Origin of the sequence: Janthinobacterium sp. BJB301, from assembly GCF_002735685.1 — a bacterium.
In the GTDB taxonomy this organism is placed as follows: domain Bacteria; phylum Pseudomonadota; class Gammaproteobacteria; order Burkholderiales; family Burkholderiaceae_D; genus Janthinobacterium; species Janthinobacterium lividum.
The window spans coordinates 2,792,600-2,813,954 of sequence record NZ_PDZJ01000001.1; the positions used below are offsets into that span (position 1 = coordinate 2,792,600).

Here is a 21,355-nt window from a genome sequence, read left to right on the forward strand (position 1 = left end):
CAGCGTCCCTCTTACGGCTGGGGATCGATGCGCTCATCCTTGGCGTGCAGTTTATTTAACGCCGACAGATACGCCTTGGCCGAGGCGACGATGATGTCCGGGTCGGCGCCCACGCCGTTGACGATGCGCCCGTCGCGCGACAGGCGCATGGTGACTTCGCCCTGCGACTGCGTGCCCGTGCTGATGGCATTGACGGAAAACAAGACCAGCTCCGCGCCGCTGGCGGCCGCGCTTTCGATGGCGTTGACCGTGGCGTCGACGGGGCCGTCGCCCCGCCCTTCGCAGCTCAGTTGCTTGCCGCCGACGAGGAATTCCACGCGCGCATGCGGCACGGCGCCCGTCGTCGACTGCTGCGTCAGTGAAATGAAACGGTAGTGCTCACTCTCCTGCGCCTGCTGTTCTTCGCTGACGAGGGCCATGATGTCTTCGTCGAAAATCTCGGATTTCCGGTCCGCCAGCTCCTTGAAACGGATGAAGGCGGCGTTGACTTCCGCTTCCGATTCCAGCGCGATGCCCAGCTCGTGCAGTCGCTGCTTGAAGGCATTGCGGCCCGACAGCTTGCCGAGGACGATCTTGTTGGCCGTCCAGCCCACGTCTTCGGCGCGCATGATTTCATACGTCTCGCGCGCCTTCAAGATGCCGTCCTGGTGGATGCCGGACGCATGCGCAAAGGCGTTCGCGCCGACGACGGCCTTGTTCGGCTGCACGGCAAAGCCCGTAATTTGCGACACCATCTTGGATGCGGCCACGATTTGCGTCGTGTCGATGCCCACCGTCAAGTTGTAATAGGCGGCGCGCGTGCGCAGCGCCATCACCACTTCTTCCAGCGCCGTGTTGCCGGCCCGCTCGCCGAGGCCATTGACGGTACACTCGATCTGCCGCGCGCCGCCGATCATGACGCCGGCCAGCGAATTGGCGACAGCCAGGCCCAGGTCGTTATGGCAATGCACGGACCAGATGGCTTTATCGGAGTTCGGGATGCGTTCGCGCAAGCGCTTGATGGTATTGCCGAAGATCTCCGGCACGGCGTAACCGACCGTGTCAGGGAAATTGATGGTGGTGGCGCCCTCGGCGATCACGCCCTCCAGCACGCGGCACAGGAAATCCTCGTCGGAGCGGCTGCCGTCTTCGGGGCTGAATTCAATGTCGTCCGTGAACTGGCGCGCGTAGCGCACGGCGTTCTGTGCCTGCAGCAAGACTTCCTCGGGCGTCATGCGCAGCTTCATCTGCATGTGCAGGGGCGACGTGGCGATGAAGGTGTGGATGCGCTTGCGCTCGGCCGGCTGCAGGGCTTCGGCGGCGCGGGCGATGTCGCGGTCGTTGGCGCGCGACAGCGAGCAGATGGTGGACTCGCGCACGGCGCCGGCTATCGCCCGTATCGACTCGAAATCGCCTTGCGAGGCAGCGGCGAAGCCCGCTTCGATCACGTCGACCTTCATGCGTTCGAGCTGCTTGGCGATGCGCAGCTTTTCCTCGCGCGTCATGGAGGCGCCCGGCGATTGCTCGCCGTCGCGCAAGGTGGTGTCAAAAATGATGAGTCGGTTGCTGGTGTTCATGGCTGCTCCTGGCTGGCTGAAGACTGGCGACGCTACCGACTCAGCGCATCAATGCTCGGGGTCGGTCTGGATGATGCTGACGGGCTTGCCCTTCGCCATGCGCCAGAAAAACACGGCGTAGCCGGACAGACCATAGGCGACGAAGATCGGGAACAGCACTTTCGGCGGATCGATGGAAATGAGCGCAAAGAACAATGCCAGCAGGAATACCACGATGAAGGGCACGGACTTGCGGAAATTCACATCCTTGAAACTGTAGAACGGCACGTTGGTGACCATGGTCAGGCCGGAGAACAGGGCGATCGTCCACGAGACCCAGGCCAGCTGGTTGCCGGCAAATTCCAGGTCGTTCATCAGCAGGATGAAACCGGCCACCATGGCCGCCGCCGCCGGGCTGGGCAAGCCCTGGAAGAAGCGTTTGTCGACAACGGCGATATTCGTGTTGAAGCGTGCCAGGCGCAAGGCGGCGCCGGCGCAATACACGAAGGCGGCCAGCCAGCCCAGCTTGCCCATGCCGCGCAGCGACCATTCATAGATCACCAGCGCCGGCGCGGCGCCGAACGACACCATGTCGGACAGGCTGTCGTACTGGGCGCCGAATTCGCTCTGCGTATTCGTCAGGCGGGCGATGCGGCCGTCGAGGCCGTCGAGGATCATGGCGATGAAGATGGCCCAGGCCGCGTGTTCGAATTTCTGGTTCATGGCCATGACGATGGCATAGAAGCCGCAAAACAGGGCTGCCGTCGTGAAGGCATTCGGCAACAGATAGATGCCGCGGCGGCGCAAGGTTTTCTTGCCAGTGCCATCGGTCACCGGCTGGCGCACGAATTTGCTGAAGCGGGACGCTTTGGATACTGCGGGGGTGCCGTTCTTGCCTCTACGACGGGGGAAGTTTGCCATGTTGTTCCATATCTTGTGTACTGCGGGGATTCGGTGCCAGATGGCAGGCGCATTCGTCTTGCGGCATGCGCCTGCCGATGTTGCCATTATAGAGGAGCCACCGCCAAAGAAAAGCGCGGCGGCGTCAAGCTGGCAATATTGACGCCGATACTATCCTATTTGAACTTGATCTTCGCCACCAGGCCCATGTTCAGGGTCGTTTCGCCCGCTTCGAAACTCGGTTCGGCCACCTGGTTGCCGCCGTAGCCCATGGCATCGGCGCTCATGCTGGCGCGCGCACCGGTAATGTTGACGCGCTGCGCGTAATTGCCCGAACCTTCGAAATCGATGGTGTCGATCACGGCGTCATTGACATTGCGGCCCATGGCGCCGGCGATGGCGGCCACGCGCTCGTTCAGGTTCTTGTACGCGGCCGCGATGCGCTGGTCGTCGAGCTTGCGGATGGTGGCGGGCGCCAGGCCGAAATTCAGGCGGTTCAGGGTCAGCACGCCTTGCGCCGCGGATACGGTTTTCGGCAAGGCGGCCAGGTTGGTCGTCGTCACCTGCAGATACTGGCCCACTCGCCAGCCGGTCGGCACGCGCGGCTTGGCGGCGACGCCCGGCGGCAAGGGCGCCGTTTCCGGATACACGGCATACGTGTAGTAGCCCTGGGTCTTCAGCACGGCTTGCGGGTCGGCTTTCTTGACGATGGCCGCGCCCTGGTTCATCTTCTGGTTCACGCGCGAGGCGGCGGCGGCCTTGTCCTTGTCCTGCTCTTCGATGGCCAGGGTGACGGTCACCTGGTCGTTCGCATGCACCACTTCGCCGTTGGCGGGCACCACCACGAGTGTGCCGGAGGTCGGCAAGGCCTGGGCTTGTGCGCTCAGGGCAACGGTAGCGGCGGCGGCTGCCAGCATAGCTTTCATGACGGTCATAGTGTTCTCCTGGAAATAATGGGGCAAAAACGACCATGGGGCCAGCAGCCCCATGATCTTTACAACATGCTAACGCGGAAGCATTTCCGCGCGACTCAGCTTACTTGAGCTTACTTGAACTTGACCTTGCCGACGACGCGCATGTCGAGCGTCGTTTCGCCCGGCTCGAAGCTTGGTTCGGCAACGGTGCTGTCTTCGGCCATCTTGGCGCTGCGCATCATCATCGGCGCGGCGGCAGCACGGTTTTCGGTGACATAGTTGCCCGAACCTTCGAAGTCCACCGTATCGAGCACGGCGTCGGAAACGTTGCGGCCCATGGCCTTGGCGATGGCGGCCACGCGTTCGTTCAGGTTTTTATACGTGGCGGCGATGCGCTGGTCATCCAGCAGGCGGATGGTTTCCGGCTTTAGGCCGAAATTCAAGCCATTCAGGGTCAGCACGCCTTGCGCCGCCGACACGGTTTTTGGCAGGGTCGCCAGGTTGGCCGTCGTCACTTCCAGGTACTGGCCCACGCGCCAGGCCGTTGGCAGGCGCGGCTTGGCAACGGCGCCAGCCGGCAATGGACGCTCTTCCGGATACACGGGATAGGTGTAGTAGCCGTACGATTTCAATGCTGCCGATGGATCGGCCTGCTTGACGATGGCGATACCCTTGTTCATCTTCTGGTTGACTCTCGACGCGGCGGCAGCCTTGTCCTTGTCCTGTTCTTCGACGGCCAGGGTAGCGACCACCTGGTCATTGACATGCTTGACTTCGCCAAACGCGGGTACGACCACCAGGGTGCCGTTGGTCGGCAGGGATTGGGCTTGTGCGCTCAGGGCAACGGTGGCGGCGGCGGCAACAAGGACGGATTTCATCACGGTCATGGGGGTACTCCTAGGTAGTTAATATGGCTGACAGCCAGCGAAGGGGACGCTTTTGCCATCCCTTTCGCCTGAGAAACTTGTCAAACTGTGTAGATTCTAACGCCTCATTCATTCCTGTGGCGCAAATTAACAAATCGTCACAAAATGTGCTTGCCAGTCACATCTGCTCACATTTCAACACAGCGACATTCAAAATAACAATGTTATTAGTGACCGTGCACTGCGCCGCCGCTGCGCCGGCCCGGCTTGAAACTGTGCCGGTGCGCGCGCCAGGCGATGGTCAGTGCCACCATCAGCAAGGCCAGCATGGCCCAGGGGAACGACGCAGCGCCATAGCCGTCGAGCAGCATGCCGCCCGCCAGGCCGCCGCCCGCGATGGCCACGTTCCAGATGGTCGCCACCATGGCCTGCGCCACATCCATGCCGTCGCCAGCCGCGTCCGCCGACGCCGTCTGCAGCAAGGTGCCGGCGCCGCCAAAGGTGATGCCCCAGATGGCCATGCTGACATAGATGACGATCGGGGAGTCCATCGCCAGGCCCAGCGCCACCATCACGAGGGCAAACGCGGCGATGCAGCCAAGCACGAGCGGGCGCAGCCAGCGGTCGATCAGCTGGCTGACCAGCCAGATGCCGGCCAGCGAGCCCACGCCATACACGAGCAGCACCAGGTCGACGCGGGGGCGCAAGCCGGACGGCGCCAGGAACGGTGCGATGTAGGTATACAGAATGTTATGCGCCAGCATCCAGGCGACGATGACGGCCAAGATCGGCCGCACGCCCGGCGTCATGAACACCTGACGGATCGACAGGCGTTCCCCATTCTTTTGCCCCGGATAATCGGGCACGGCCAGCAACACCCACGCGACCAGCACCACGGCCATGCCGGACATGATGCCGAAGATGCTGCGCCAGCCCAGCACGCCACCCATCAGGGTGCCCAGCGGCACGCCCAGCGACAGGGCCAGCGGCGTGCCGATCATGGCAATGGCCATCGCCCTGCCCTGCTGTTCGACGCTGACCATGCGGCGCGCGTAGCCGGCCATCAAGCCCCAGGCTAGGCCAGCGGCCATGCCGGTGACGAAGCGCGAGACCAGGGCGACCATATAGTTGGGCGACAGGGCCGTCGCCGTATTGAAGATCAAGAAGCCGATGATGGCCAGCAGCAAGACATTGCGCCGGCGCCAGCCGCTCGTCAGGGCCGTCAGGGGAATCGCCGTCAGGATGGAACCTATGGCGTAGACGGTCACCAGCTGGCCCGTCATGACTTCGGAAATATTCAGGTCCCGGGCAATCTGCGGCAGCAAGCCGGCCGGCAAGGTTTCCGACAGGAGGGCGAGAAACGCCGTCATGGCCAGGGCCAGCAAGGCCAGGACGGGAAGCCGTTCGGAAACGGAGGATTCAGCAGCGCCCTGCATGGGTACTGTGGCGGTAATGCGGTCAGTCATAGGGGTCCTTCAGGTTGCGCAAGCGGCTGATCAATTAGCGCCTGGCGTGCTACAAAAGCGGTGATGCGCGTTGCGGTCGGCAGATACCGAAACAGATGCAGTCCATGTGAAACTGCAAAGGAAGGGCGGAATTATATAGGAGGCGGGCGAAAAGCGTGCGCGCCAAGACAGCCGTGCTTGAACCGGCAGTGCTCAAGCTGGTGTCATGCAGGCATCATTGGCCGCCTTGCGCGGCGAAAACCAGGCATTCGATTTCGGACTGTACAGGAAGGCGCAGATGACGGCGAACGTCAGCGCGCCAGGCAAGACGTTCATCTTCAGCGGCACGGTCGCCAGGCAGAATGCAATGTCGATCACGCCCCACACCAGATACACAGTGCGCGCGCCACGCTGCCTCTGCAGCATGGCCAGCGCTGCCACCAGGGTAATGCCCTGACTGAAGAGCAACATCGCATATTGCACCCCGGCGGGAATCACGCTGCCCCCCATTCCGGCCAGCATGGCGGGATCGTTTCGGCCGAGGTAAGCCGACACCAGCGCTGACAGCGAGCCGATGACCAGAAACCAGCAGCTGATGGCAACCGAGACGGGGCGCTTGAGCACATGAAGATTGCCGATAAAAACTTTAGAAAAAACAAGCATGGTGCTGACGGTATTGTTGAATGGGCCCGATTGTAACGGATGTTGCCTGCCAGGCGCCTGCGCACAAAAAAAAGCCGGCTTGCGCCGGCTTCTTGTGAGGAACTATGACTGCTTAGTTCTTCGACTGGTCAACCATCTTGTTCTTGGCGATCCAAGGCATCATGGCGCGCAGTTTCGCGCCCACTTCTTCAATCTGGTGCTCGGACGTCAGGCGGCGGCGCGAGATCAGGGTCGGTGCGCCTGCCTTGTTTTCCAGGATGAAGCTCTTTGCGTATTCGCCCGTTTGAATATCTTTCAGGCATTGACGCATCGCATCCTTGGTGGCCGAGGTCACGACTTTAGGACCGGTCACGTATTCGCCGTATTCGGCGTTGTTCGAGATCGAGTAGTTCATGTTGGCGATGCCGCCTTCATAGATCAGGTCGACGATCAGCTTCAGTTCGTGCAAGCACTCGAAGTAGGCCATTTCAGGCGCGTAACCGGCTTCCGTCAGGGTTTCGAAGCCAGCCTTGATCAGTTCCACGGCACCGCCGCACAGCACGGCTTGTTCGCCGAACAAGTCCGTTTCAGTTTCTTCGCGGAAGTTCGTTTCGATGATGCCGGCACGGCCGCCGCCGTTGGCCGAGGCATACGACAGGGCGATATCGCGGGCGATGCCCGATTTGTCCTGGTACACGGCGATCAGGTGGGGCACGCCGCCGCCCTGGGTGTAGGTGGCGCGCACGGTGTGGCCCGGGGCTTTCGGCGCGACCATGATCACGTCCAGGTCGGCGCGTGGCACGACTTGGCCGTAATGCACGTTGAAGCCGTGGGCGAAGGCCAGGACAGCGCCTTGCTTGGCGAACGGGGCGATGTTTTCGTTGTAGACCTGGGCGATGTTTTCATCTGGCAACAGGATCATGATGACGTCGGCCGCTTTCACGGCGTCGTTGACTTCCGCCACTTTCAAGCCAGCTTGCTCGACCTTGGTCCACGACGCGCCGCCCTTGCGCAGGCCGACGGTGACGTTGACGCCCGAATCGTTCAGGTTTTGTGCGTGTGCGTGGCCTTGCGAACCGTAGCCGATGATGGCAACGTTTTTGCCTTTGATCAAGGAGAGGTCAGCGTCTTTGTCGTAAAAAACTTTCATGGTATTTCCTATAATTTGATGATGCGTTGTTGTTTTAAATGCGGCGCCAGGGCCGCGTAGTGCTGCTTGTCTTTTTATACTTTGAGGATGCGTTCGCCGCGGCCGATACCGGAACCACCCGTGCGGACGGTTTCCAGGATGGCGGCGCGGTCGATCGAATCGATGAACGCGTCGAGCTTGACCTTGTTGCCGGTCAGTTCGATCGTGTACGTCTTTTCGGTGACATCGATGATGCGGCCACGGAAGATATCGGCGGTGCGCTTCATTTCCTCGCGCTCCTTGCCCACGGCACGAACCTTGATCAGCATCAACTCGCGTTCGATATGCTGGCCTTCGGTCAGGTCCACCACCTTCACCACTTCGATCAGGCGGTTCAGGTGCTTGGTGATCTGCTCGATGATGTCGTCCGAGCCGCTGGTGACGATGGTCATGCGCGACAGGGTCGAGTCTTCCGTCGGCGCCACCGTCAATGTTTCAATGTTGTAGCCGCGTGCCGAGAACAGGCCCACCACGCGCGACAGGGCGCCCGCTTCGTTTTCCAGCAAGACAGAAATAATATGGCGCATGATTAGAGGTCCTCCGAGCCGAGCATCATTTCGGACAGGCCTTTGCCGGCTTTCACCATGGGCCACACGTTTTCGGACTGGTCGGTAATGAAGTTCATGAATACCAGCCTGTCTTTCATGCCAAACGCCTCTTTCAGGGCGCCGTCGACGTCGCCCGGTTTTTCAATTCTCATGCCCACGTGTCCGTAGGCTTCAGCCAGCTTCTCGAAGTCGGGCAGCGAATCCATGTACGACTCGGAATAGCGCGAACCGTAATCGATTTCCTGCCACTGGCGCACCATGCCGAGGAAACGGTTGTTGAGCATGATGATCTTCGGCGTCAAATGATACTGCTTGCACGTCGCCAATTCCTGGATGCACATCTGGATCGAACCTTCGCCCGTGATGCAGGCAACGGTGGCGTCCGGATTGGCCATCTGCACGCCCATGGCATACGGCAAGCCGACACCCATGGTGCCCAGGCCGCCGGAATTGATCCAGCGGCGCGGCTTGTCGAAGCCATAATATTGCGCAGCCCACATCTGGTGCTGGCCCACGTCGGACGTGATGAAGGCGTCGCCCTTGGTGATCTGGAATACTTTCTCGACCACCGCTTGCGGCTTGATGACCAGGTCGGAGGTCGGGTATTTCAGGCATTCGCGGCCACGCCATTCGGCGATCTGCTTCCACCAGTTGCTCAATGCATTGACGTTCGGCTTGGCTTCGGCCGCGTCCAGTTGCGCCAGGAATTCGATCAGCACATCCTTGACGTTGCCGACGATGGGAATATCGACCTTCACGCGCTTGGAAATCGACGATGGATCGATGTCCACGTGGATGATCTTGCGCGGATGCGAAGCGAAATGTTTCGGGTTGCCGATCACGCGGTCATCGAAACGGGCGCCGATGGCGATCAGGACGTCGCAGTTCTGCATCGCCATGTTCGCTTCATAGGTGCCGTGCATGCCGGGCATGCCGACATACTGCTCGCTCGAGGCGCGGTAGCCGCCCAGGCCCATCAAGGTGTTGGTGCATGGGAAACCCAGGCGGTCGACCAGCTTGTTCAGCTCGGCCGAGGCATTTGCCAGGATCACGCCGCCGCCCGTGTAGATCATCGGACGTTCCGCTTGCAGCAGCAATTGGACGGCCTTGCGGATCTGGCCCGAATGGCCCTTGTCGACGGGACGGTAGGAACGCATCTCGACTTCCTTCGGATAGTCGAAATGGCATTTGTGCATGCTGATATCCTTGGGGATATCGACCAGCACGGGTCCCGGACGGCCGGTACGGGCGATGAAGAAAGCCTTCTTGATCGTCGCTGCCAGGTCCTTGACGTCCTTGACGAGGAAGTTGTGCTTGACCACGGGGCGGGTGATGCCGACCGTGTCGCATTCCTGGAACGCATCCTGCCCGATGGCGTGGCTCGGCACCTGGCCGGAGATCACGACCATGGGAATCGAGTCCATGTACGCGGTGGACAGGCCCGTGACGGCATTCGTGACGCCCGGACCGGACGTGACGATGGCGACACCGACCTTGTTCGAGCTGCGCGAATAGGCATCGGCGGCGTGGATCGCGGCCTGCTCGTGGCGTACCAGGATATGCTGGAATTTGTTTTGCTGGAAGATGGCGTCGTAGATGTAGAGTACGGCTCCGCCCGGGTATCCAAAGACGTGCTCGACGCCCTCTTCAGCCAGACAGCGCACGACAATTTCTGCGCCCGTAATTGGTCCTGCTGCTGCTTCGGTATTCATGAAACATTCCTTTCAAGGTCCATTGGAGATTGATCGGATGTTCTTTCCTGACGAAGTTCGCCGTGCGCGACAGTGCTCCTGCTTCCCTTTTCATGCGGTCACGACATTTCTTTGGGCACCCATAGATACCTTACAAAACAACGCTTAACGCAACTCGTTTGGCCGGAGTTTCTGTGGCGCCTGTACGAACCGCTCGCGCTTGTGGCGCGGGTTAGAACAAACTGCCTACAAATGAAAGCGCGTCTTGCCGCGGATGGCCTTGTGTGCCGGTCGCGACCTGACCATAGGGCTTTGGGGTGTTCAAAGCGTCCCATACGTTATCGCGTTGCACCATTATGGTCAAGGAAAATGTCAGCGCTGCTGCCTTTTTGCTCACCCGATATGCAAAAACCATGCGGAAACGCACATTTTTTGCTAGCATGCGCTCAGTTTACGAAAAGCAGTCCCGCCTCCTCTCCGCCCACAGCACACGCAGCCGTTAGCTCGCCCCATACCGCATGGCAACAGACAAAGAATTATCCGACTTTCTAGAAAATGTCGAGCGGCGCGCTTTCAAGCAGGCCGCCTACGCGGTCCGCAAGGAAGAATCGGCACTCGACATCGTGCAGGACGCCATGATCAAGCTGGCCGAAAAGTACGGCGACAAGCCGGCCGCCGAGCTGCCGATGTTGTTCCAGCGCATCTTGCAAAACACCATACTCGACTATTTCCGTCGCGAAAAAGTGCGCAACACCTGGGTCAGCCTCTTCTCCGGCATGAAGCCCTCGGGCGACGAGCATGAGGATTTTGATATACTTGATACTTATGAATCGGAACAGGGCTCCAGCGCCGCCGAATCCTCGGCCGACCAGGTCGAACGCGCGCAAATCCTTGATTTGATTGATGCAGAGGTACAAAAACTGCCCTCACGTCAACGCGAAGCCTTCCTCATGCGTTATTGGCAGGACATGGATGTGGCTGAAACAGCGGAAGCGATGGGTTGCTCCGAAGGTAGCGTGAAAACACATTGCTCTAGAGCTACCCACACGCTCGCCGAATCGCTGAAAGCCAAGGGAATTAAATTATGAACACCGACGATCTCAATTTCGCTTACAAAGTGCGCCATGCACTGAACGAAAAACTCGACGACCTGCCCGCATCGGCCACCGATCGCCTGGCAGCGGCACGCAAACTGGCCCTGTCGCGCAAGAAGGCGGACGCGCCCGCCGCCGTCACCGTGCGCCAGAATGTGTTCGCCGGCGCGGCCAGCAGCCTGTTTGTCGAACCGCTGTCGTGGCTGGGCCGCATGAGCGTCATCATCCCCCTGCTGCTGCTGGTCGGCGGCATGGTGGGCATCTATCAGTTTGAGCAGGAACAACATATTGCCGAACTGGCAGAAATCGACGCCGCCGTGCTGTCGGACGAACTGCCGCTCTCCGCCTACATGGACCATGGCTTCAACGCCTACCTGACGAAACGCGAGCAATAAACATGGCACGCTCGAGCGTACGCAAAGGCTGGCTGGCTGGCGGCATCGGCTTGGGTGCCTGCGCCCTCGCTGGCGCCGCCTGGGTAGGCGCGCAGCAACATGCCGCTCCCGTCGCCCCTCCCGTGGCGGCCGCTCCCGTGGTGGCGCCGCCCCCGGCCCCGGCCGCCAAGCCCGGCTCCCCCCGCACGGCAGGCAAAGGCGGCACGCCGAAGGCCGGCGAGAATCCATCGTGGAACAAGCTGTCGCGCGCGCAGCAGGAAGCCCTGCAGCCGCTGGCGGGCGAATGGAACAAGCTGGAAGCCTTGCGCAAGCAGAAATGGCTCGATATCGCCAGCCGTTTTGCCTCCATGACGCCGGACGAGCAAACCCGCGTGCATGAGCGCATGCGCGAATGGGTCAAGCTGACGCCGGAACAGCGCCGCCTCGTGCGCGAAAACTATACGCGCACGAAGAAGATTGATCCGGGTCAAAAAACCGCGCAATGGGAGCAGTACCAGCAATTGCCGGAAGATCAAAAGAAAAAGCTGGCGACGGAACTCGTGCCGAAAAAACCGCTGGGCAAAGTGCCCGCAATCAATTCCAACACGAGCAAGCCGCCCGTGCTCATGGCGCCCGCCACGCCGGCAGCGCCTGCCGCCGCCGCGCCCGTCCTGCCGCCCGCTCCCGCAGCGCCGGCAGTGCCGGCAAGCGATCCTGCCGCCGTGCCTGTCACGCCACCTACCACGCCTGCCCCACTGCCAACCAATGTCAAATAGCACGCCTGCCGCCAGCATCACTTCCCATCCCACGATCAAGCGTCGCCTGATTTCCATGGTGTACGAGTCGCTGCTGGCCCTGGCCGTGCTGTTCCTGCCCTTCCTGCTGTTTGAACTGGCCGTGCAAGGCGCGCATACGCCGTTGACGGAACACATGCGCCAATGCCTGGCCTTCCTCGTCATGGGGGCGTATTTCATCCATCAATGGAGCCGCGAAGGGCAAACCCTGGCCATGAAGACGTGGCGTTTGCAACTGGTACTGCCGGGCCATGCCCACGTGCCGCTGCGCGTGGCCGCGTACCGTTACGTCCTGTCATGGATGTGGCTGCTGCCAGCGCTCGTGGCGGCGTATGCCTTCGACCTGCAGCACTGGACTGCCTTGGGTGCCATCGGCATCGGCATCCTGGCCTGGTCAAGCACGGCCCTGTTCACGGGCAATGGGCAATTCCTGCACGACAAGCTGGTGGGCACGCAGATTGTCCAATTGCCGGCCCCCGCAAAGAAGTCGAAGAAAGTCGCCGCCTGAGTTTTTGCGTGGCTTGACCTGGGTCATTGAAGCGCCACGGGGGCTCTGCGATCATGGCATGCCATGAATAATACCGCCCCCCTCCCCCACACACGCTTCGCCCCCTACCGCGACGAAGTCTGCAGCGAAGACGAAGTCAAGCATCTCGTCCACACCTTTTATGCGGCCGCGCGCGACGACGCCATGCTGGGTCCCATCTTTGCCGCCGAGGTCAAGGATTGGGATGCCCATCTGGCAACATTAATCGATTTCTGGTCAGGTTTGCTGCGCGGCACCATGCGCTACCACGGCAAGCCGCTGGCCCAGCACGCGCAAATGGAAAATTTGACGCCCTGCATGTTCCGCCGCTGGCTGACCCTGTTCTTCGCCACGACCGAGAGCATGGGCAATGCGGCCCTGCAAGAGAAGGCCGATACCATCGCCTTGAATATTGCCGAACGGCTATGGAAAAGCTTTGCGGAAAACCACGCCATCACGGCGCCGCAGCTTTAGAACCTCTCGTAACCCTGCAGGTAGCGCCACTGACCTGACGGCATGGCGCCCATCGAAATGCGGCCGATGCGCAGCCGTTTCATGGCGACCACGTCCAGTCCCACCATCTTGCACATGTGGGCGATCTGGCCCGGCTGCACGTTTTTCAGGGCGAAACGCAAGCGCGTTTCATTTTGCCAGCTGACCTTGATCGGTGGCAAAGGCTTGCCATTGAACGGCAAGCCGTGATTGAGCAGCGCCAGGCCATTCTCGGCGATGGCGCCCGACACTTCCACGATGAATTCCTGTTCCACCGTTTTCGCTTCGTCGACCAGCTTGCGGGCGACGCGGAAATCCTGCGTAAACACCAGCAAGCCGGAAGCCATGGTCTCGAGCGGATTGGTGATGGTCAGGCCGATCAGGTGGCGCTTGAGGAAGCGCGTGACGGAACTGGGCGCCACATTTTCCGGTGTGAAAATTTCTTCGGGGCGCAAACAGCTCAAGGCTGGCTTGCCTTCCGCGCCCACGCCGCCATTGATGCCGGCCGGCTTGTGCAGCAAGATCGTCACGGGCGGCATTTCTTCCAGGGTCGCATTCGGCAGCAGCACCACCGTTTGATTGTCGGCCACGCGCGCGCCCGACTCTTCCACCAGCACGCCATCGACCGTTACCCAGCCGCCCTCGATATACAGCTCGGCCTCGCGGCGCGAACAGGGCACGTCTTCAGACAGGCGCTTGGCCAGGCGGACGGTGGGCATTTCAATAGGTGTGGTCATGGGGAGGCGCAAAAAGCAAGAGGAGGAGAAAGCCGGTATTGTAACCGACCCGCTCCTCCCCTCTTGTTGATTGCGCAGGTGGTTGTCGGATTACGCTGCGCGAATCCGACCTACGTGGCGCATCAGGTAGCTTGGATTAGCGGCTTGCCGCGTAATCCAACAATCAGGCCGTGGCCTTGGCCAATTCCTCGGCAAAGAAACGGTGCCCCATCTCTTCCAGGCCCAGCGTTTGCAGCACTTCCTGCAAGCGTTCCGTCGGCCGCTGGCGCGGCAAGTTCTTGTAACTGGCGATGATCAGCTCATTCTTCATCGAATGCTCCCAGCCCACCAGTTCCGTCACGCTGACCTGGTAGCCATGGGCTTCCAGCTGCAGGCAGCGCAGCACGTTGGTGATCTGGCTGCCGAATTCGCGCGTATGCAGCGGGTGACGCCACAGTTCCGTCAAGACATTCTTGCCCAGGCTCTTGCCCTTGTTCTTCTTCAACACGGAAGCGACTTCCGCCTGGCAACATGGCACCAGCACCATGAATTTTGCCTTCTTCTTCAAGGCGAAGTGGATGGCGTCATCGGTAGCAGTGTTGCATGCGTGCAAGGCCGTGACGATGTCGATCTGCTGCGGCAGCAAGGTCGATTCCGTCGATTCGGCCACGGACAGCGGCAAGAACGACATGCCGGGGAACTTGAATTTCTTCGCCAGCTCCTGCGAACGCTGCACCAGTTCTTCGCGCGTCTCGATGCCGTAGATGTGCGAACCGTCGTTGCCGTTCTTGAAGAACAGGTCGTACAGGATGAAGCCCAGGTAGGACTTGCCGGCGCCGTGGTCGACCAGCGAGACGCCAGGATGGTCCAGCTGCACTTCGCGCAGCAGCGGCTCGATGAATTGCGTCAGGTGGTACACCTGCTTGAGCTTGCGGCGGCTGTCCTGGTTCATCTTGCCGTCGCGCGTCAGGATGTGCAATTCCTGCAGCAAGGCGACCGACTGGCCATCCTTGATTTCGGGCATGTTGCTGGCGGCGGTGATGACGTCTTTCGGCGCGGCGGCTACGGTGGCGGCGGTTGCCGCGGCCTTAGCGCGCTTCATCGATCCACGCCATCTGTATCGCTTCGAGCACTTTTTCGCCGCCGCGCGTGTGGTCATCGTCGAAGCCGTCCAGCTCCACCACCCAGTTGTGCAGGTCGGTGAAACGCACGGTCAGGGGATCGATGTCCGGATGCGCGTCGAACAAAGCCTCGGCGATCACGTGAATGTCGGACCATTTCATGTTAGTGGCTGCCTTCGCTGACCTGGTTGATCGTGTATTTCGGGATTTCGACGACGAGGTCGGCCTCGGCCACGATGGACTGGCACGACAGGCGCGACACGGCTTCCAGGCCCCAGGCCTTGTCCAGCATGTCCTCTTCCAGTTCCGTCGCTTCATTCAGCGATTCGATGCCCTCGCGTACCAGCACGTGGCAGGTGGTGCAGGCGCACGATTTTTCGCAGGCGTGCTCGATGTCGATGTCGTTTTCCAGCAGGATGTCGCAGATGGACTTGCCGGCAGGTGCTTCGATGACGGCGCCGTCCGGGCAAAGCTTGGCGTGCGGCAGGATAACGATTTGTGGCATGGTGTCTTCTTTCAGTCTGTCATTCGGGGCGCGGCCGCGGCGAATGCCTGCGGCGCGCATGTCAATTATCTTTAAACAACTTGATCCAGCGATTTGCCGGTCAGTGCCGTGCGCACGCTGCGGTCCATGCGGCGCGAGGCGAAATCCTCGGTGCCGTCGGCCAGCGCCTCGATCGCCAGCTTCAGGGCCTGGTGGTCGATGGCGCCGCTTTGCGATTGCGCAATGGCGTCGCGCACCTTGTTCATCAAGCCATCCACGGTGACGCGTTCGGCGTCATCGAGCAAGCCGCCGTCTTCATCGAGCGCCGACTGCGTGGCAAGCAGGATGCGTTCCGCTTCCACCTGCTCTTCGCGCAAGGCGCGCGCCACCATGTCGACGTCGGCCGACGTGTACGAATCCTGCAGCATGCGGGCGATGTCATCGTCGCCCAAGCCATACGCCGGCTTGACGCTGATCGACGCTTCCACGCCCGAGCGCAATTCGCGCGCCGAGACGGACAGCAAGCCATCCGCATCGACCTGATAGGTGATGCGGATGCGCGCGGCGCCCGCCACCATCGGCGGAATGCCGCGCAGCTCGAAGCGCGCCAGCGAACGGCAATCGCTCACCAGTTCGCGCTCGCCCTGTAGCACGTGCACGGCCAGCGCCGTCTGGCCATCCTTGAATGTCGTGAATTCCTGGGCTCTGGCGCACGGGATGGTCGAATTGCGCGGGATGATTTTTTCCACCAGCCCGCCCATCGTTTCGATGCCCAGCGACAGCGGGATCACATCCAGCAGCAGCCAGTCGTCGCCGGCGGCGCGATTGCCTGCTAGCAAGTTCGCCTGGATGGCGGCGCCCAGCGCCACCACTTTGTCCGGATCGATATTCGCGTGCGGCGTCGTGTGGAAGAATTCGCTCACGGCGCGCTGCACGTGCGGCATGCGCGTGGCGCCGCCCACCATCACCACGCCGTCGACGTCGTCCGCATCCACGTTCGCGTCGCGCAAGGCTTTCTTGATGGCGTTCATGGTTTTCACGACCAGGTGCGAAGTCATGGCGGCGAATTCTTCGGCCGTGATGCGCAGGTGGATCTCTTCATCCGAGTTCAGCTTGGCGTCGATCGTCGTTTCCGACTTGGTCGACAGCAATTCCTTGATCTCGCGCGCCTTGACCATCAGGATGGCCGTGTCTTCGTCCGACAGCGGCGCCAGCTTGGCGTGCTCGCTGATCCAGCAGAACAGGCGGCGGTCGAAATCGTCGCCGCCCAGGGCCGAGTCGCCGCCCGTGGACAGCACTTCGAAGACGCCCTTGCTCAGTTTCAGGATCGAGATGTCAAAGGTACCGCCGCCGAGGTCATACACGGCGTACACGCCTTCGGAAGCGTTGTCGAGGCCATACGCGATGGCGGCGGCCGTCGGCTCGCTCAGCAGGCGCAAGACATTGATGCCGGCCAATTGCGCCGCATCTTTCGTGGCTTGCCGCTGTGCATCGTCGAAATACGCTGGTACAGTAATCACGGCGCCCACCAGGTCGTCGCCGAGGGAATCTTCCGCGCGCTGGCGCAGGGTGGCGAGGATTTGCGCCGACACTTCGACGGGACTTTTCACGCCGGCCACGGTTTTCAGCTGCACCATGCCAGGCGTATCCTGGAAGTCATAGGGCAGGTTTTCCGCGTAGGCGATGTCTGCCAGGCCGCGGCCCATGAAGCGTTTCACGGAAACGATGGTGTTCTTCGGGTCGGTGGTTTGCGCGGCCAGGGCCTTGTAGCCGATGTTCGCGTGGCCGTTCGGCAGGTAGCGCACGACGGAGGGCAGCAAGGAGCGCCCGTCTTCGTCGTTGAGCACCTCGGGAATGCTGTTGCGGACGGTGGCGACCAGGGAATTGGTGGTGCCAAGGTCGATGCCGACGGCCAGGCGGTGCTGGTGCGGCGCGGTCGACATGCCTGGTTCGGAAATTTGCAGAAGTGCCATTGTATTCGTGCCTCGATTAATTTTTTGCGTGATGCAGTTGATGCCTGACGCGCATTATAAGTCGCGGGCCAGACTGGCGCTTGGCACGCCGGTCAAGCGATCGCCTGGTCAAGCCTCGATGGCCTCATAGGCAAAACGCACTTCCTCGCCGAATTTGTCGAGGAACATCAGGGCGCGCACGCTTTGCGCGGCATTCGCGTAGTCGGCCGCGTCCAGCTGGGCCGCCACCTGGGCCAGCAAGGCCTTGCGTTCGCCGCGCAGCTGGCGGTCCAGGGCGTCGAGCGCATCGGCATCCTTGCCGGCGCGGGCGTCGCCCAGTTCTTCGCGCCATTCCATCTGCTGCATCAGGAAGCTGACGGGCATGGCCGTGTTCGACTCCGTCTGCAGGTCGACGCCATTGAGTTCGCACAGGTATTGCGCGCGCTTTTGCGGACTTTTCAGGGTTTGATAGGCTTCATTGGCGCGCGTGGCCCATTGCATCGCCACGCGCTTTTCAGCGCTGCTGGCGTTGATGAAACGGTCCGGGTGGACCTTGCCCTGCACGTCGCGGTAGGCAGAGTCGAGCGCGCTCATGTCGAGCGAGAACTGCGCCGGCAACTGGAATAATTCGAAGTGGTTTTGCATAATGGTCAGTGGTCGCTGTACCGCAATCGATGGGTACAGCGCACCGACCGGGGTCTTGCCAGCTGTTTAAATCCTGAAGGACTCGCCGCAGCCGCAGGCGTCTTTTTCGTTCGGATTGTGGAACTTGAAGCCTTCGTTCAAGCCTTCGCGCGCGAAATCGAGCTCCGTGCCGTCGATGTAAGGCAGGCTTTTCGGGTCGACGAAGACTTTCACGCCGTGCGACTCAAAAACGCTGTCTTCGGCCGCCACTTCATCGACATACTCAAGCTTGTAAGCCAGGCCCGAGCAGCCCGTGGTCCGCACGCCAAAGCGCAGGCCCATGCCCTTGCCGCGCCGTTCGATATAACGGTTGATGTGTTTCGCCGCTTTTTCGGTCAGTGTGATCATGTATTTCTCCGTAACTGCCCCGGCCTTGCGGCTGGGGCGGGCTACCAACGTTTAAGCTGCTGCCGGGTGACGGGTCTGGTAATCCAGCACTGCCGCCTTGATGGCGTCTTCCGCCAGGATGGAGCAGTGGATCTTCACTGGCGGCAGGGCCAGTTCTTCGGCGATCTGCGTGTTCTTGATGGCCAGTGCCTGGTCCAGGGTCTTGCCCTTGACCCATTCGGTCACCAGCGAGCTCGACGCGATGGCCGAACCGCAGCCGTAGGTCTTGAATTTCGCATCTTCGATCAGGCCATCGGCGCCGACCTTGATCTGCAGTTTCATCACGTCGCCGCAGGCAGGCGCGCCTACCATGCCGGTGCCGATGGTTTCATCACCCTTGTCGAAAGCGCCCACGTTGCGCGGGTTTTCGTAGTGATCGAGTACTTTGTCCGAGTAAGCCATTTTGATGCTCCTTTAATATTCTTGCCGGCCCCGTCAACAGGGGCCACGGTGTTGGTTAGTGGGCTGCCCATTGGATGGAATTGATGTCGATGCCATCCTTGAACATGTCCCACAGCGGCGACAGGTCGCGCAGCTTGTGTACTTTCGATTTCAGCAGGTTCACGGCGAAGTCGATGTCTTCCTCGGTCGAGAAGCGGCCGATGGTGAAGCGGATCGAGCTGTGCGCCAGTTCGTCGCTGCGGCCCAGTGCGCGCAGCACGTACGATGGTTCCAGGCTGGCCGAGGTGCAGGCCGAACCGGACGACACGGCAATATCCTTGATCGCCATGATCAGCGACTCGCCTTCAACGTAGTTGAAGCTCACGTTCAGGTTGTGCGGCACGCGGTGATCCATGTCGCCATTGATGTAGACTTCTTCGATCTCTTGCAAGCCCTTGGCCAAGCGGTCGCGCAAGGCCTTGATGCGGCCGATTTCGCTGTCCATTTCTTCCTTGGCGATGCGGAACGCTTCGCCCATGCCGACGATCTGGTGCGTAGGCAGGGTGCCCGAACGCAGGCCGCGCTCATGGCCGCCACCGTGCATCTGCGCTTCCAGGCGCACGCGCGGCTTGCGGCAGACGTACAGGGCGCCCACGCCTTTCGGGCCGTAGGTTTTATGTGCCGTGAAGGTCATCAGGTCGACCTTGGTCTTTTGCAGGTCGATGACGACCTTGCCCGTCGCTTGCGCGGCGTCGCAATGGAAGATGATGCCTTTCGAGCGACAGAACACGCCGATTTCGTCGATCGGCTGGATCACGCCGATTTCGTTATTCACCAGCATGACCGACACGAGGATGGTGTCCGGGCGCACGGCCGCGGCCAGCTGCTCGACGGTGATCAGGCCGTTGTCCTGCGGTTCCAGGTAGGTCGCTTCAAAGCCGATGCGTTCCAGTTCGCGCACCGTGTCCAGCACCGATTTGTGCTCGGTCTTGACGGTGATGATGTGCTTGCCCTTGGTCTTGTAGAACTGTGCCGCGCCCTTGATGGCCAGGTTGTTGCTTTCCGTCGCGCCGGAGGTCCAGATGATTTCGCGCGGATCGGCGTTCACCAGGGCCGCCACGTAGCCGCGTGCCTCTTCCACGGCTTTTTCCGCCGTCCAGCCATACATGTGGCTGCGCGATGCCGGATTGCCGAACTGCTCGCGCAGGTACGGAATCATCTTGTCGGCGACGCGTGGATCGATCGGCGTGGTGGCCGAGTAATCCATGTAGATCGGGAAATGCGGTGCGGTTTCAAAGTGCACTTGGCCTACGTTTTTTTCTGGGGCGTTCATCAATAACTCCTGCAATCAGCAACTGGTATTTTTGTCATTATCAACCGAGGGCGGCGTGGTTACGGTGCATCACCATCACGCTTTGTTCGGCAATCTTTTGTCTCTGCTGGTCGACCAGGTCCTGCAAGGACACAGAATCCAGATAATCGACCATTTTTTCGTTGAGTGTGGACCACAATTCATGCGTCATGCAGCGCGCACCCGTGGCCGCGTCGGCGCCGTGGCAATGTTCCTTGCCGCCGCACTGCGTGGCGTCCAGCGGTTCGTCGACGGCGATGATGATGTCGGCCACCGTCACCTTGTCTGCACGGCGCGCCAGGCTGTAGCCGCCGCCGGGACCGCGGATCGACTCGACGATCTCATGCCGGCGCAGCTTGCCGAACAGCTGTTCCAGGTAGGACAGGGAAATCGACTGCCGCTGGCTGATGCCGGACAAGGTGACCGGTCCCTTGCCCTGGCGCAGGGCAAGATCGATCATCGCTGTCACGGCAAAACGGCCTTTTGTAGTCAGACGCATACATCCTCTGGTCAACTGGTTTAAAATATTGCGGTTTTTCAACTCCTCAAACCCCGAGTAGTTGAATGATTTAGTCAAGTATAACAAATTCGGCGGGGTTTGTCAGAGCGCCCCTCGATGACCACAGGGCTGGAAGGGGCATGGCCGGCCGCGCCGGGCGCGGCGGCTTCAGGAAAACAACAGTCGGGAAATCGCGGACGTGCTTGGCGTCAGTTCTCAGCCCCGTAAAGCGGTCCGCACTTTCATCAGTTCAAACCCCAGCAAGTTCAAGCCGTCCCAGCTGGCGGGATCCAGGATGCGCGGATTGTCCGACGCCAGGCCCACGCCCCAGATGCGGTCGACGGGACTGGCTTCGACGATGACGCGTTCGCCCGTGCCCAGCAGAAACTTGCGCAGCGCGGCCTTTTGCGAGAACTTGGCAAAATTGCCATCGAAAACGATGCCGGCACGTGCCGCTTCCCATACTTTGGCATCAAAATTCGCCACTTCGCGTCCCAGCTTTTTCACTTCCGACGGCCGCTCGGCCGCCACGATGCGCGCCTGGACGGCCGTGTCGCCAAACAGGGCCGCCTTTTGCGCCATCATGTAGTGCTCGGCCGTCGCATACGTCACGCCGGCCAGGCTGAACGGTGACGGAAACCACTGGCTGAAGCAGCTTTTGTCGGCCAACTGCGGCTGCGCCGGCGTGTGGCCCCAGAAATACAGATAGTCGGGCACGCCGCCCGCCGCGATCCACGCCTTCAATTCTTCCACGTTACTGATTTGCATAT

The 21,355-nt window shown here is 61.0% G+C and carries 25 protein-coding genes; 5 read left to right on the top strand and 20 right to left on the bottom strand.

All coding sequences use genetic code 11. From position 1 onward, the window contains the following. Positions 1-11: 11 nt before the first annotated feature. The 9 genes from CSQ91_RS12365 to CSQ91_RS12405 form a co-directional block, all read right to left on the bottom strand. A complete protein-coding gene (locus CSQ91_RS12365) occupies positions 12-1,556 on the bottom strand; it encodes a 2-isopropylmalate synthase (RefSeq protein WP_099388391.1) in 1,545 nt (514 codons plus the stop codon). Between the two features lie 48 nt (positions 1,557-1,604). Further along, positions 1,605-2,456: a CDP-diacylglycerol--serine O-phosphatidyltransferase gene (gene pssA / locus CSQ91_RS12370; RefSeq protein ID WP_034779546.1), complete on the bottom strand. Its 852-nt coding sequence runs from the start codon at positions 2,454-2,456 to the stop codon at positions 1,605-1,607. A 155-nt stretch (positions 2,457-2,611) separates the two neighbouring features. Further along, a complete protein-coding gene (locus CSQ91_RS12375; protein ID WP_099388392.1) occupies positions 2,612-3,370 on the bottom strand; it encodes an SIMPL domain-containing protein in 759 nt (252 codons plus the stop codon). Positions 3,371-3,480: 110 nt separating this feature from the next. Continuing rightward, positions 3,481-4,236, bottom strand: a complete 756-nt coding sequence (locus tag CSQ91_RS12380; protein ID WP_099388393.1) for an SIMPL domain-containing protein — start codon at positions 4,234-4,236, stop codon at positions 3,481-3,483. A 206-nt stretch (positions 4,237-4,442) separates the two neighbouring features. Further along, positions 4,443-5,681 carry an MFS transporter gene (locus CSQ91_RS12385; RefSeq protein WP_099388394.1) on the bottom strand — a complete coding sequence of 413 codons (1,239 nt, stop codon included), beginning with the start codon at positions 5,679-5,681 and terminating at the stop codon, positions 4,443-4,445. 192 nt (positions 5,682-5,873) lie between these two features. Then, positions 5,874-6,284 (bottom strand): hypothetical protein, encoded by a 411-nt coding sequence (locus CSQ91_RS12390; protein ID WP_099388395.1) that lies wholly within the window; start codon positions 6,282-6,284, stop codon positions 5,874-5,876. Positions 6,285-6,435: 151 nt separating this feature from the next. Beyond that, the gene (gene ilvC / locus CSQ91_RS12395) at positions 6,436-7,452 is read right to left on the bottom strand and encodes a ketol-acid reductoisomerase (protein ID WP_034750044.1); all 1,017 of its coding nucleotides are present in this window, start codon (positions 7,450-7,452) and stop codon (positions 6,436-6,438) included. 74 nt (positions 7,453-7,526) lie between these two features. After that, positions 7,527-8,018 carry an acetolactate synthase small subunit gene (gene ilvN, locus CSQ91_RS12400; RefSeq protein ID WP_010399754.1) on the bottom strand — a complete coding sequence of 164 codons (492 nt, stop codon included), beginning with the start codon at positions 8,016-8,018 and terminating at the stop codon, positions 7,527-7,529. 2 nt (positions 8,019-8,020) lie between these two features. Further along, entirely contained in the window at positions 8,021-9,751 is a 1,731-nt protein-coding gene (locus tag CSQ91_RS12405) for an acetolactate synthase 3 catalytic subunit (RefSeq protein ID WP_052139969.1), read from the bottom strand. A gap of 497 nt (positions 9,752-10,248) precedes the next feature. Between CSQ91_RS12405 and CSQ91_RS12410 the strand changes: the two genes are divergently transcribed. From CSQ91_RS12410 to CSQ91_RS12430, 5 genes are all read left to right on the top strand, one after another. After that, a complete protein-coding gene (locus CSQ91_RS12410; RefSeq protein ID WP_034779551.1) occupies positions 10,249-10,818 on the top strand; it encodes an RNA polymerase sigma factor in 570 nt (189 codons plus the stop codon). Continuing rightward, positions 10,815-11,219: a DUF3619 family protein gene (locus tag CSQ91_RS12415; RefSeq protein ID WP_070282155.1), complete on the top strand. Its 405-nt coding sequence runs from the start codon at positions 10,815-10,817 to the stop codon at positions 11,217-11,219. Before CSQ91_RS12410 ends, CSQ91_RS12415 begins: the two co-directional genes overlap by 4 nt. 2 nt (positions 11,220-11,221) lie before the next feature. Next, positions 11,222-11,974 carry a DUF3106 domain-containing protein gene (locus CSQ91_RS12420; RefSeq protein WP_099388396.1) on the top strand — a complete coding sequence of 251 codons (753 nt, stop codon included), beginning with the start codon at positions 11,222-11,224 and terminating at the stop codon, positions 11,972-11,974. Further along, positions 11,964-12,500 (top strand): RDD family protein, encoded by a 537-nt coding sequence (locus tag CSQ91_RS12425; protein WP_034779554.1) that lies wholly within the window; start codon positions 11,964-11,966, stop codon positions 12,498-12,500. Before CSQ91_RS12420 ends, CSQ91_RS12425 begins: the two co-directional genes overlap by 11 nt. Positions 12,501-12,563: 63 nt before the next feature. Further along, positions 12,564-12,992: a group III truncated hemoglobin gene (locus CSQ91_RS12430; protein WP_099388397.1), complete on the top strand. Its 429-nt coding sequence runs from the start codon at positions 12,564-12,566 to the stop codon at positions 12,990-12,992. On the opposite strand, the gene CSQ91_RS12435 is transcribed toward CSQ91_RS12430, so the two are convergent. The 11 genes from CSQ91_RS12435 to CSQ91_RS12485 form a co-directional block, all read right to left on the bottom strand. After that, on the bottom strand, positions 12,989-13,747 hold the full coding sequence (locus CSQ91_RS12435; protein ID WP_034779556.1) for an rRNA pseudouridine synthase: 759 nt from the start codon (positions 13,745-13,747) through the stop codon (positions 12,989-12,991). The genes CSQ91_RS12430 and CSQ91_RS12435 overlap by 4 nt on opposite strands. 163 nt (positions 13,748-13,910) lie before the next feature. Next, positions 13,911-14,828: a class I SAM-dependent methyltransferase gene (locus CSQ91_RS12440; RefSeq protein ID WP_099388398.1), complete on the bottom strand. Its 918-nt coding sequence runs from the start codon at positions 14,826-14,828 to the stop codon at positions 13,911-13,913. Beyond that, positions 14,815-15,009, bottom strand: coding sequence for a Fe-S cluster assembly protein IscX (iscX, locus tag CSQ91_RS12445; protein ID WP_070255671.1), 195 nt, complete (start codon positions 15,007-15,009; stop codon positions 14,815-14,817). Before iscX ends, CSQ91_RS12440 begins: the two co-directional genes overlap by 14 nt. Before the next feature lies 1 nt (position 15,010). Beyond that, positions 15,011-15,352: an ISC system 2Fe-2S type ferredoxin gene (gene fdx / locus CSQ91_RS12450; RefSeq protein WP_034750070.1), complete on the bottom strand. Its 342-nt coding sequence runs from the start codon at positions 15,350-15,352 to the stop codon at positions 15,011-15,013. Positions 15,353-15,423: 71 nt separating this feature from the next. After that, a complete protein-coding gene (gene hscA, locus CSQ91_RS12455) occupies positions 15,424-17,304 on the bottom strand; it encodes a Fe-S protein assembly chaperone HscA (RefSeq protein ID WP_099388399.1) in 1,881 nt (626 codons plus the stop codon). A gap of 108 nt (positions 17,305-17,412) precedes the next feature. Beyond that, positions 17,413-17,928: a Fe-S protein assembly co-chaperone HscB gene (gene hscB / locus CSQ91_RS12460; protein WP_070255677.1), complete on the bottom strand. Its 516-nt coding sequence runs from the start codon at positions 17,926-17,928 to the stop codon at positions 17,413-17,415. Positions 17,929-17,994: 66 nt separating this feature from the next. After that, the gene (gene iscA, locus CSQ91_RS12465) at positions 17,995-18,315 is read right to left on the bottom strand and encodes an iron-sulfur cluster assembly protein IscA (RefSeq protein WP_010399774.1); all 321 of its coding nucleotides are present in this window, start codon (positions 18,313-18,315) and stop codon (positions 17,995-17,997) included. Positions 18,316-18,366: 51 nt separating this feature from the next. Next, a complete protein-coding gene (iscU, locus tag CSQ91_RS12470) occupies positions 18,367-18,756 on the bottom strand; it encodes a Fe-S cluster assembly scaffold IscU (protein WP_034779562.1) in 390 nt (129 codons plus the stop codon). A gap of 55 nt (positions 18,757-18,811) precedes the next feature. Next, positions 18,812-20,068, bottom strand: coding sequence for an IscS subfamily cysteine desulfurase (locus CSQ91_RS12475; RefSeq protein WP_034779564.1), 1,257 nt, complete (start codon positions 20,066-20,068; stop codon positions 18,812-18,814). A gap of 40 nt (positions 20,069-20,108) precedes the next feature. Continuing rightward, positions 20,109-20,585 (bottom strand): Fe-S cluster assembly transcriptional regulator IscR, encoded by a 477-nt coding sequence (gene iscR, locus CSQ91_RS12480; protein WP_034779566.1) that lies wholly within the window; start codon positions 20,583-20,585, stop codon positions 20,109-20,111. Positions 20,586-20,801: 216 nt separating this feature from the next. After that, positions 20,802-21,353 (bottom strand): NADAR family protein, encoded by a 552-nt coding sequence (locus tag CSQ91_RS12485; RefSeq protein ID WP_099388400.1) that lies wholly within the window; start codon positions 21,351-21,353, stop codon positions 20,802-20,804. Between the last annotated feature and the right edge of the window lie 2 nt (positions 21,354-21,355).

Bases quoted from the DNA above. Each gene is read 5' to 3' on its own strand.
- CSQ91_RS12365 (WP_099388391.1), bottom strand. From the start codon at position 1,556: ATGAACACCAGCAACCGACTCATCATTTTTGACACCACCTTGCGCGAC.
- pssA (WP_034779546.1), bottom strand. From the start codon at position 2,456: ATGGCAAACTTCCCCCGTCGTAGAGGCAAGAACGGCACCCCCGCAGTA.
- CSQ91_RS12375 (WP_099388392.1), bottom strand. From the start codon at position 3,370: ATGACCGTCATGAAAGCTATGCTGGCAGCCGCCGCCGCTACCGTTGCC.
- CSQ91_RS12380 (WP_099388393.1), bottom strand. From the start codon at position 4,236: ATGACCGTGATGAAATCCGTCCTTGTTGCCGCCGCCGCCACCGTTGCC.
- CSQ91_RS12385 (WP_099388394.1), bottom strand. From the start codon at position 5,681: ATGACTGACCGCATTACCGCCACAGTACCCATGCAGGGCGCTGCTGAA.
- ilvC (WP_034750044.1), bottom strand. From the start codon at position 7,452: ATGAAAGTTTTTTACGACAAAGACGCTGACCTCTCCTTGATCAAAGGC.
- ilvN (WP_010399754.1), bottom strand. From the start codon at position 8,018: ATGCGCCATATTATTTCTGTCTTGCTGGAAAACGAAGCGGGCGCCCTG.
- CSQ91_RS12405 (WP_052139969.1), bottom strand. From the start codon at position 9,751: ATGAATACCGAAGCAGCAGCAGGACCAATTACGGGCGCAGAAATTGTC.
- CSQ91_RS12410 (WP_034779551.1), top strand. From the start codon at position 10,249: ATGGCAACAGACAAAGAATTATCCGACTTTCTAGAAAATGTCGAGCGG.
- CSQ91_RS12415 (WP_070282155.1), top strand. From the start codon at position 10,815: ATGAACACCGACGATCTCAATTTCGCTTACAAAGTGCGCCATGCACTG.
- CSQ91_RS12420 (WP_099388396.1), top strand. From the start codon at position 11,222: ATGGCACGCTCGAGCGTACGCAAAGGCTGGCTGGCTGGCGGCATCGGC.
- CSQ91_RS12425 (WP_034779554.1), top strand. From the start codon at position 11,964: ATGTCAAATAGCACGCCTGCCGCCAGCATCACTTCCCATCCCACGATC.
- CSQ91_RS12430 (WP_099388397.1), top strand. From the start codon at position 12,564: ATGAATAATACCGCCCCCCTCCCCCACACACGCTTCGCCCCCTACCGC.
- CSQ91_RS12435 (WP_034779556.1), bottom strand. From the start codon at position 13,747: ATGACCACACCTATTGAAATGCCCACCGTCCGCCTGGCCAAGCGCCTG.
- CSQ91_RS12440 (WP_099388398.1), bottom strand. From the start codon at position 14,828: ATGAAGCGCGCTAAGGCCGCGGCAACCGCCGCCACCGTAGCCGCCGCG.
- iscX (WP_070255671.1), bottom strand. From the start codon at position 15,009: ATGAAATGGTCCGACATTCACGTGATCGCCGAGGCTTTGTTCGACGCG.
- fdx (WP_034750070.1), bottom strand. From the start codon at position 15,352: ATGCCACAAATCGTTATCCTGCCGCACGCCAAGCTTTGCCCGGACGGC.
- hscA (WP_099388399.1), bottom strand. From the start codon at position 17,304: ATGGCACTTCTGCAAATTTCCGAACCAGGCATGTCGACCGCGCCGCAC.
- hscB (WP_070255677.1), bottom strand. From the start codon at position 17,928: ATGCAAAACCACTTCGAATTATTCCAGTTGCCGGCGCAGTTCTCGCTC.
- iscA (WP_010399774.1), bottom strand. From the start codon at position 18,315: ATGATCACACTGACCGAAAAAGCGGCGAAACACATCAACCGTTATATC.
- iscU (WP_034779562.1), bottom strand. From the start codon at position 18,756: ATGGCTTACTCGGACAAAGTACTCGATCACTACGAAAACCCGCGCAAC.
- CSQ91_RS12475 (WP_034779564.1), bottom strand. From the start codon at position 20,068: ATGAACGCCCCAGAAAAAAACGTAGGCCAAGTGCACTTTGAAACCGCA.
- iscR (WP_034779566.1), bottom strand. From the start codon at position 20,585: ATGCGTCTGACTACAAAAGGCCGTTTTGCCGTGACAGCGATGATCGAT.
- CSQ91_RS12485 (WP_099388400.1), bottom strand. From the start codon at position 21,353: ATGCAAATCAGTAACGTGGAAGAATTGAAGGCGTGGATCGCGGCGGGC.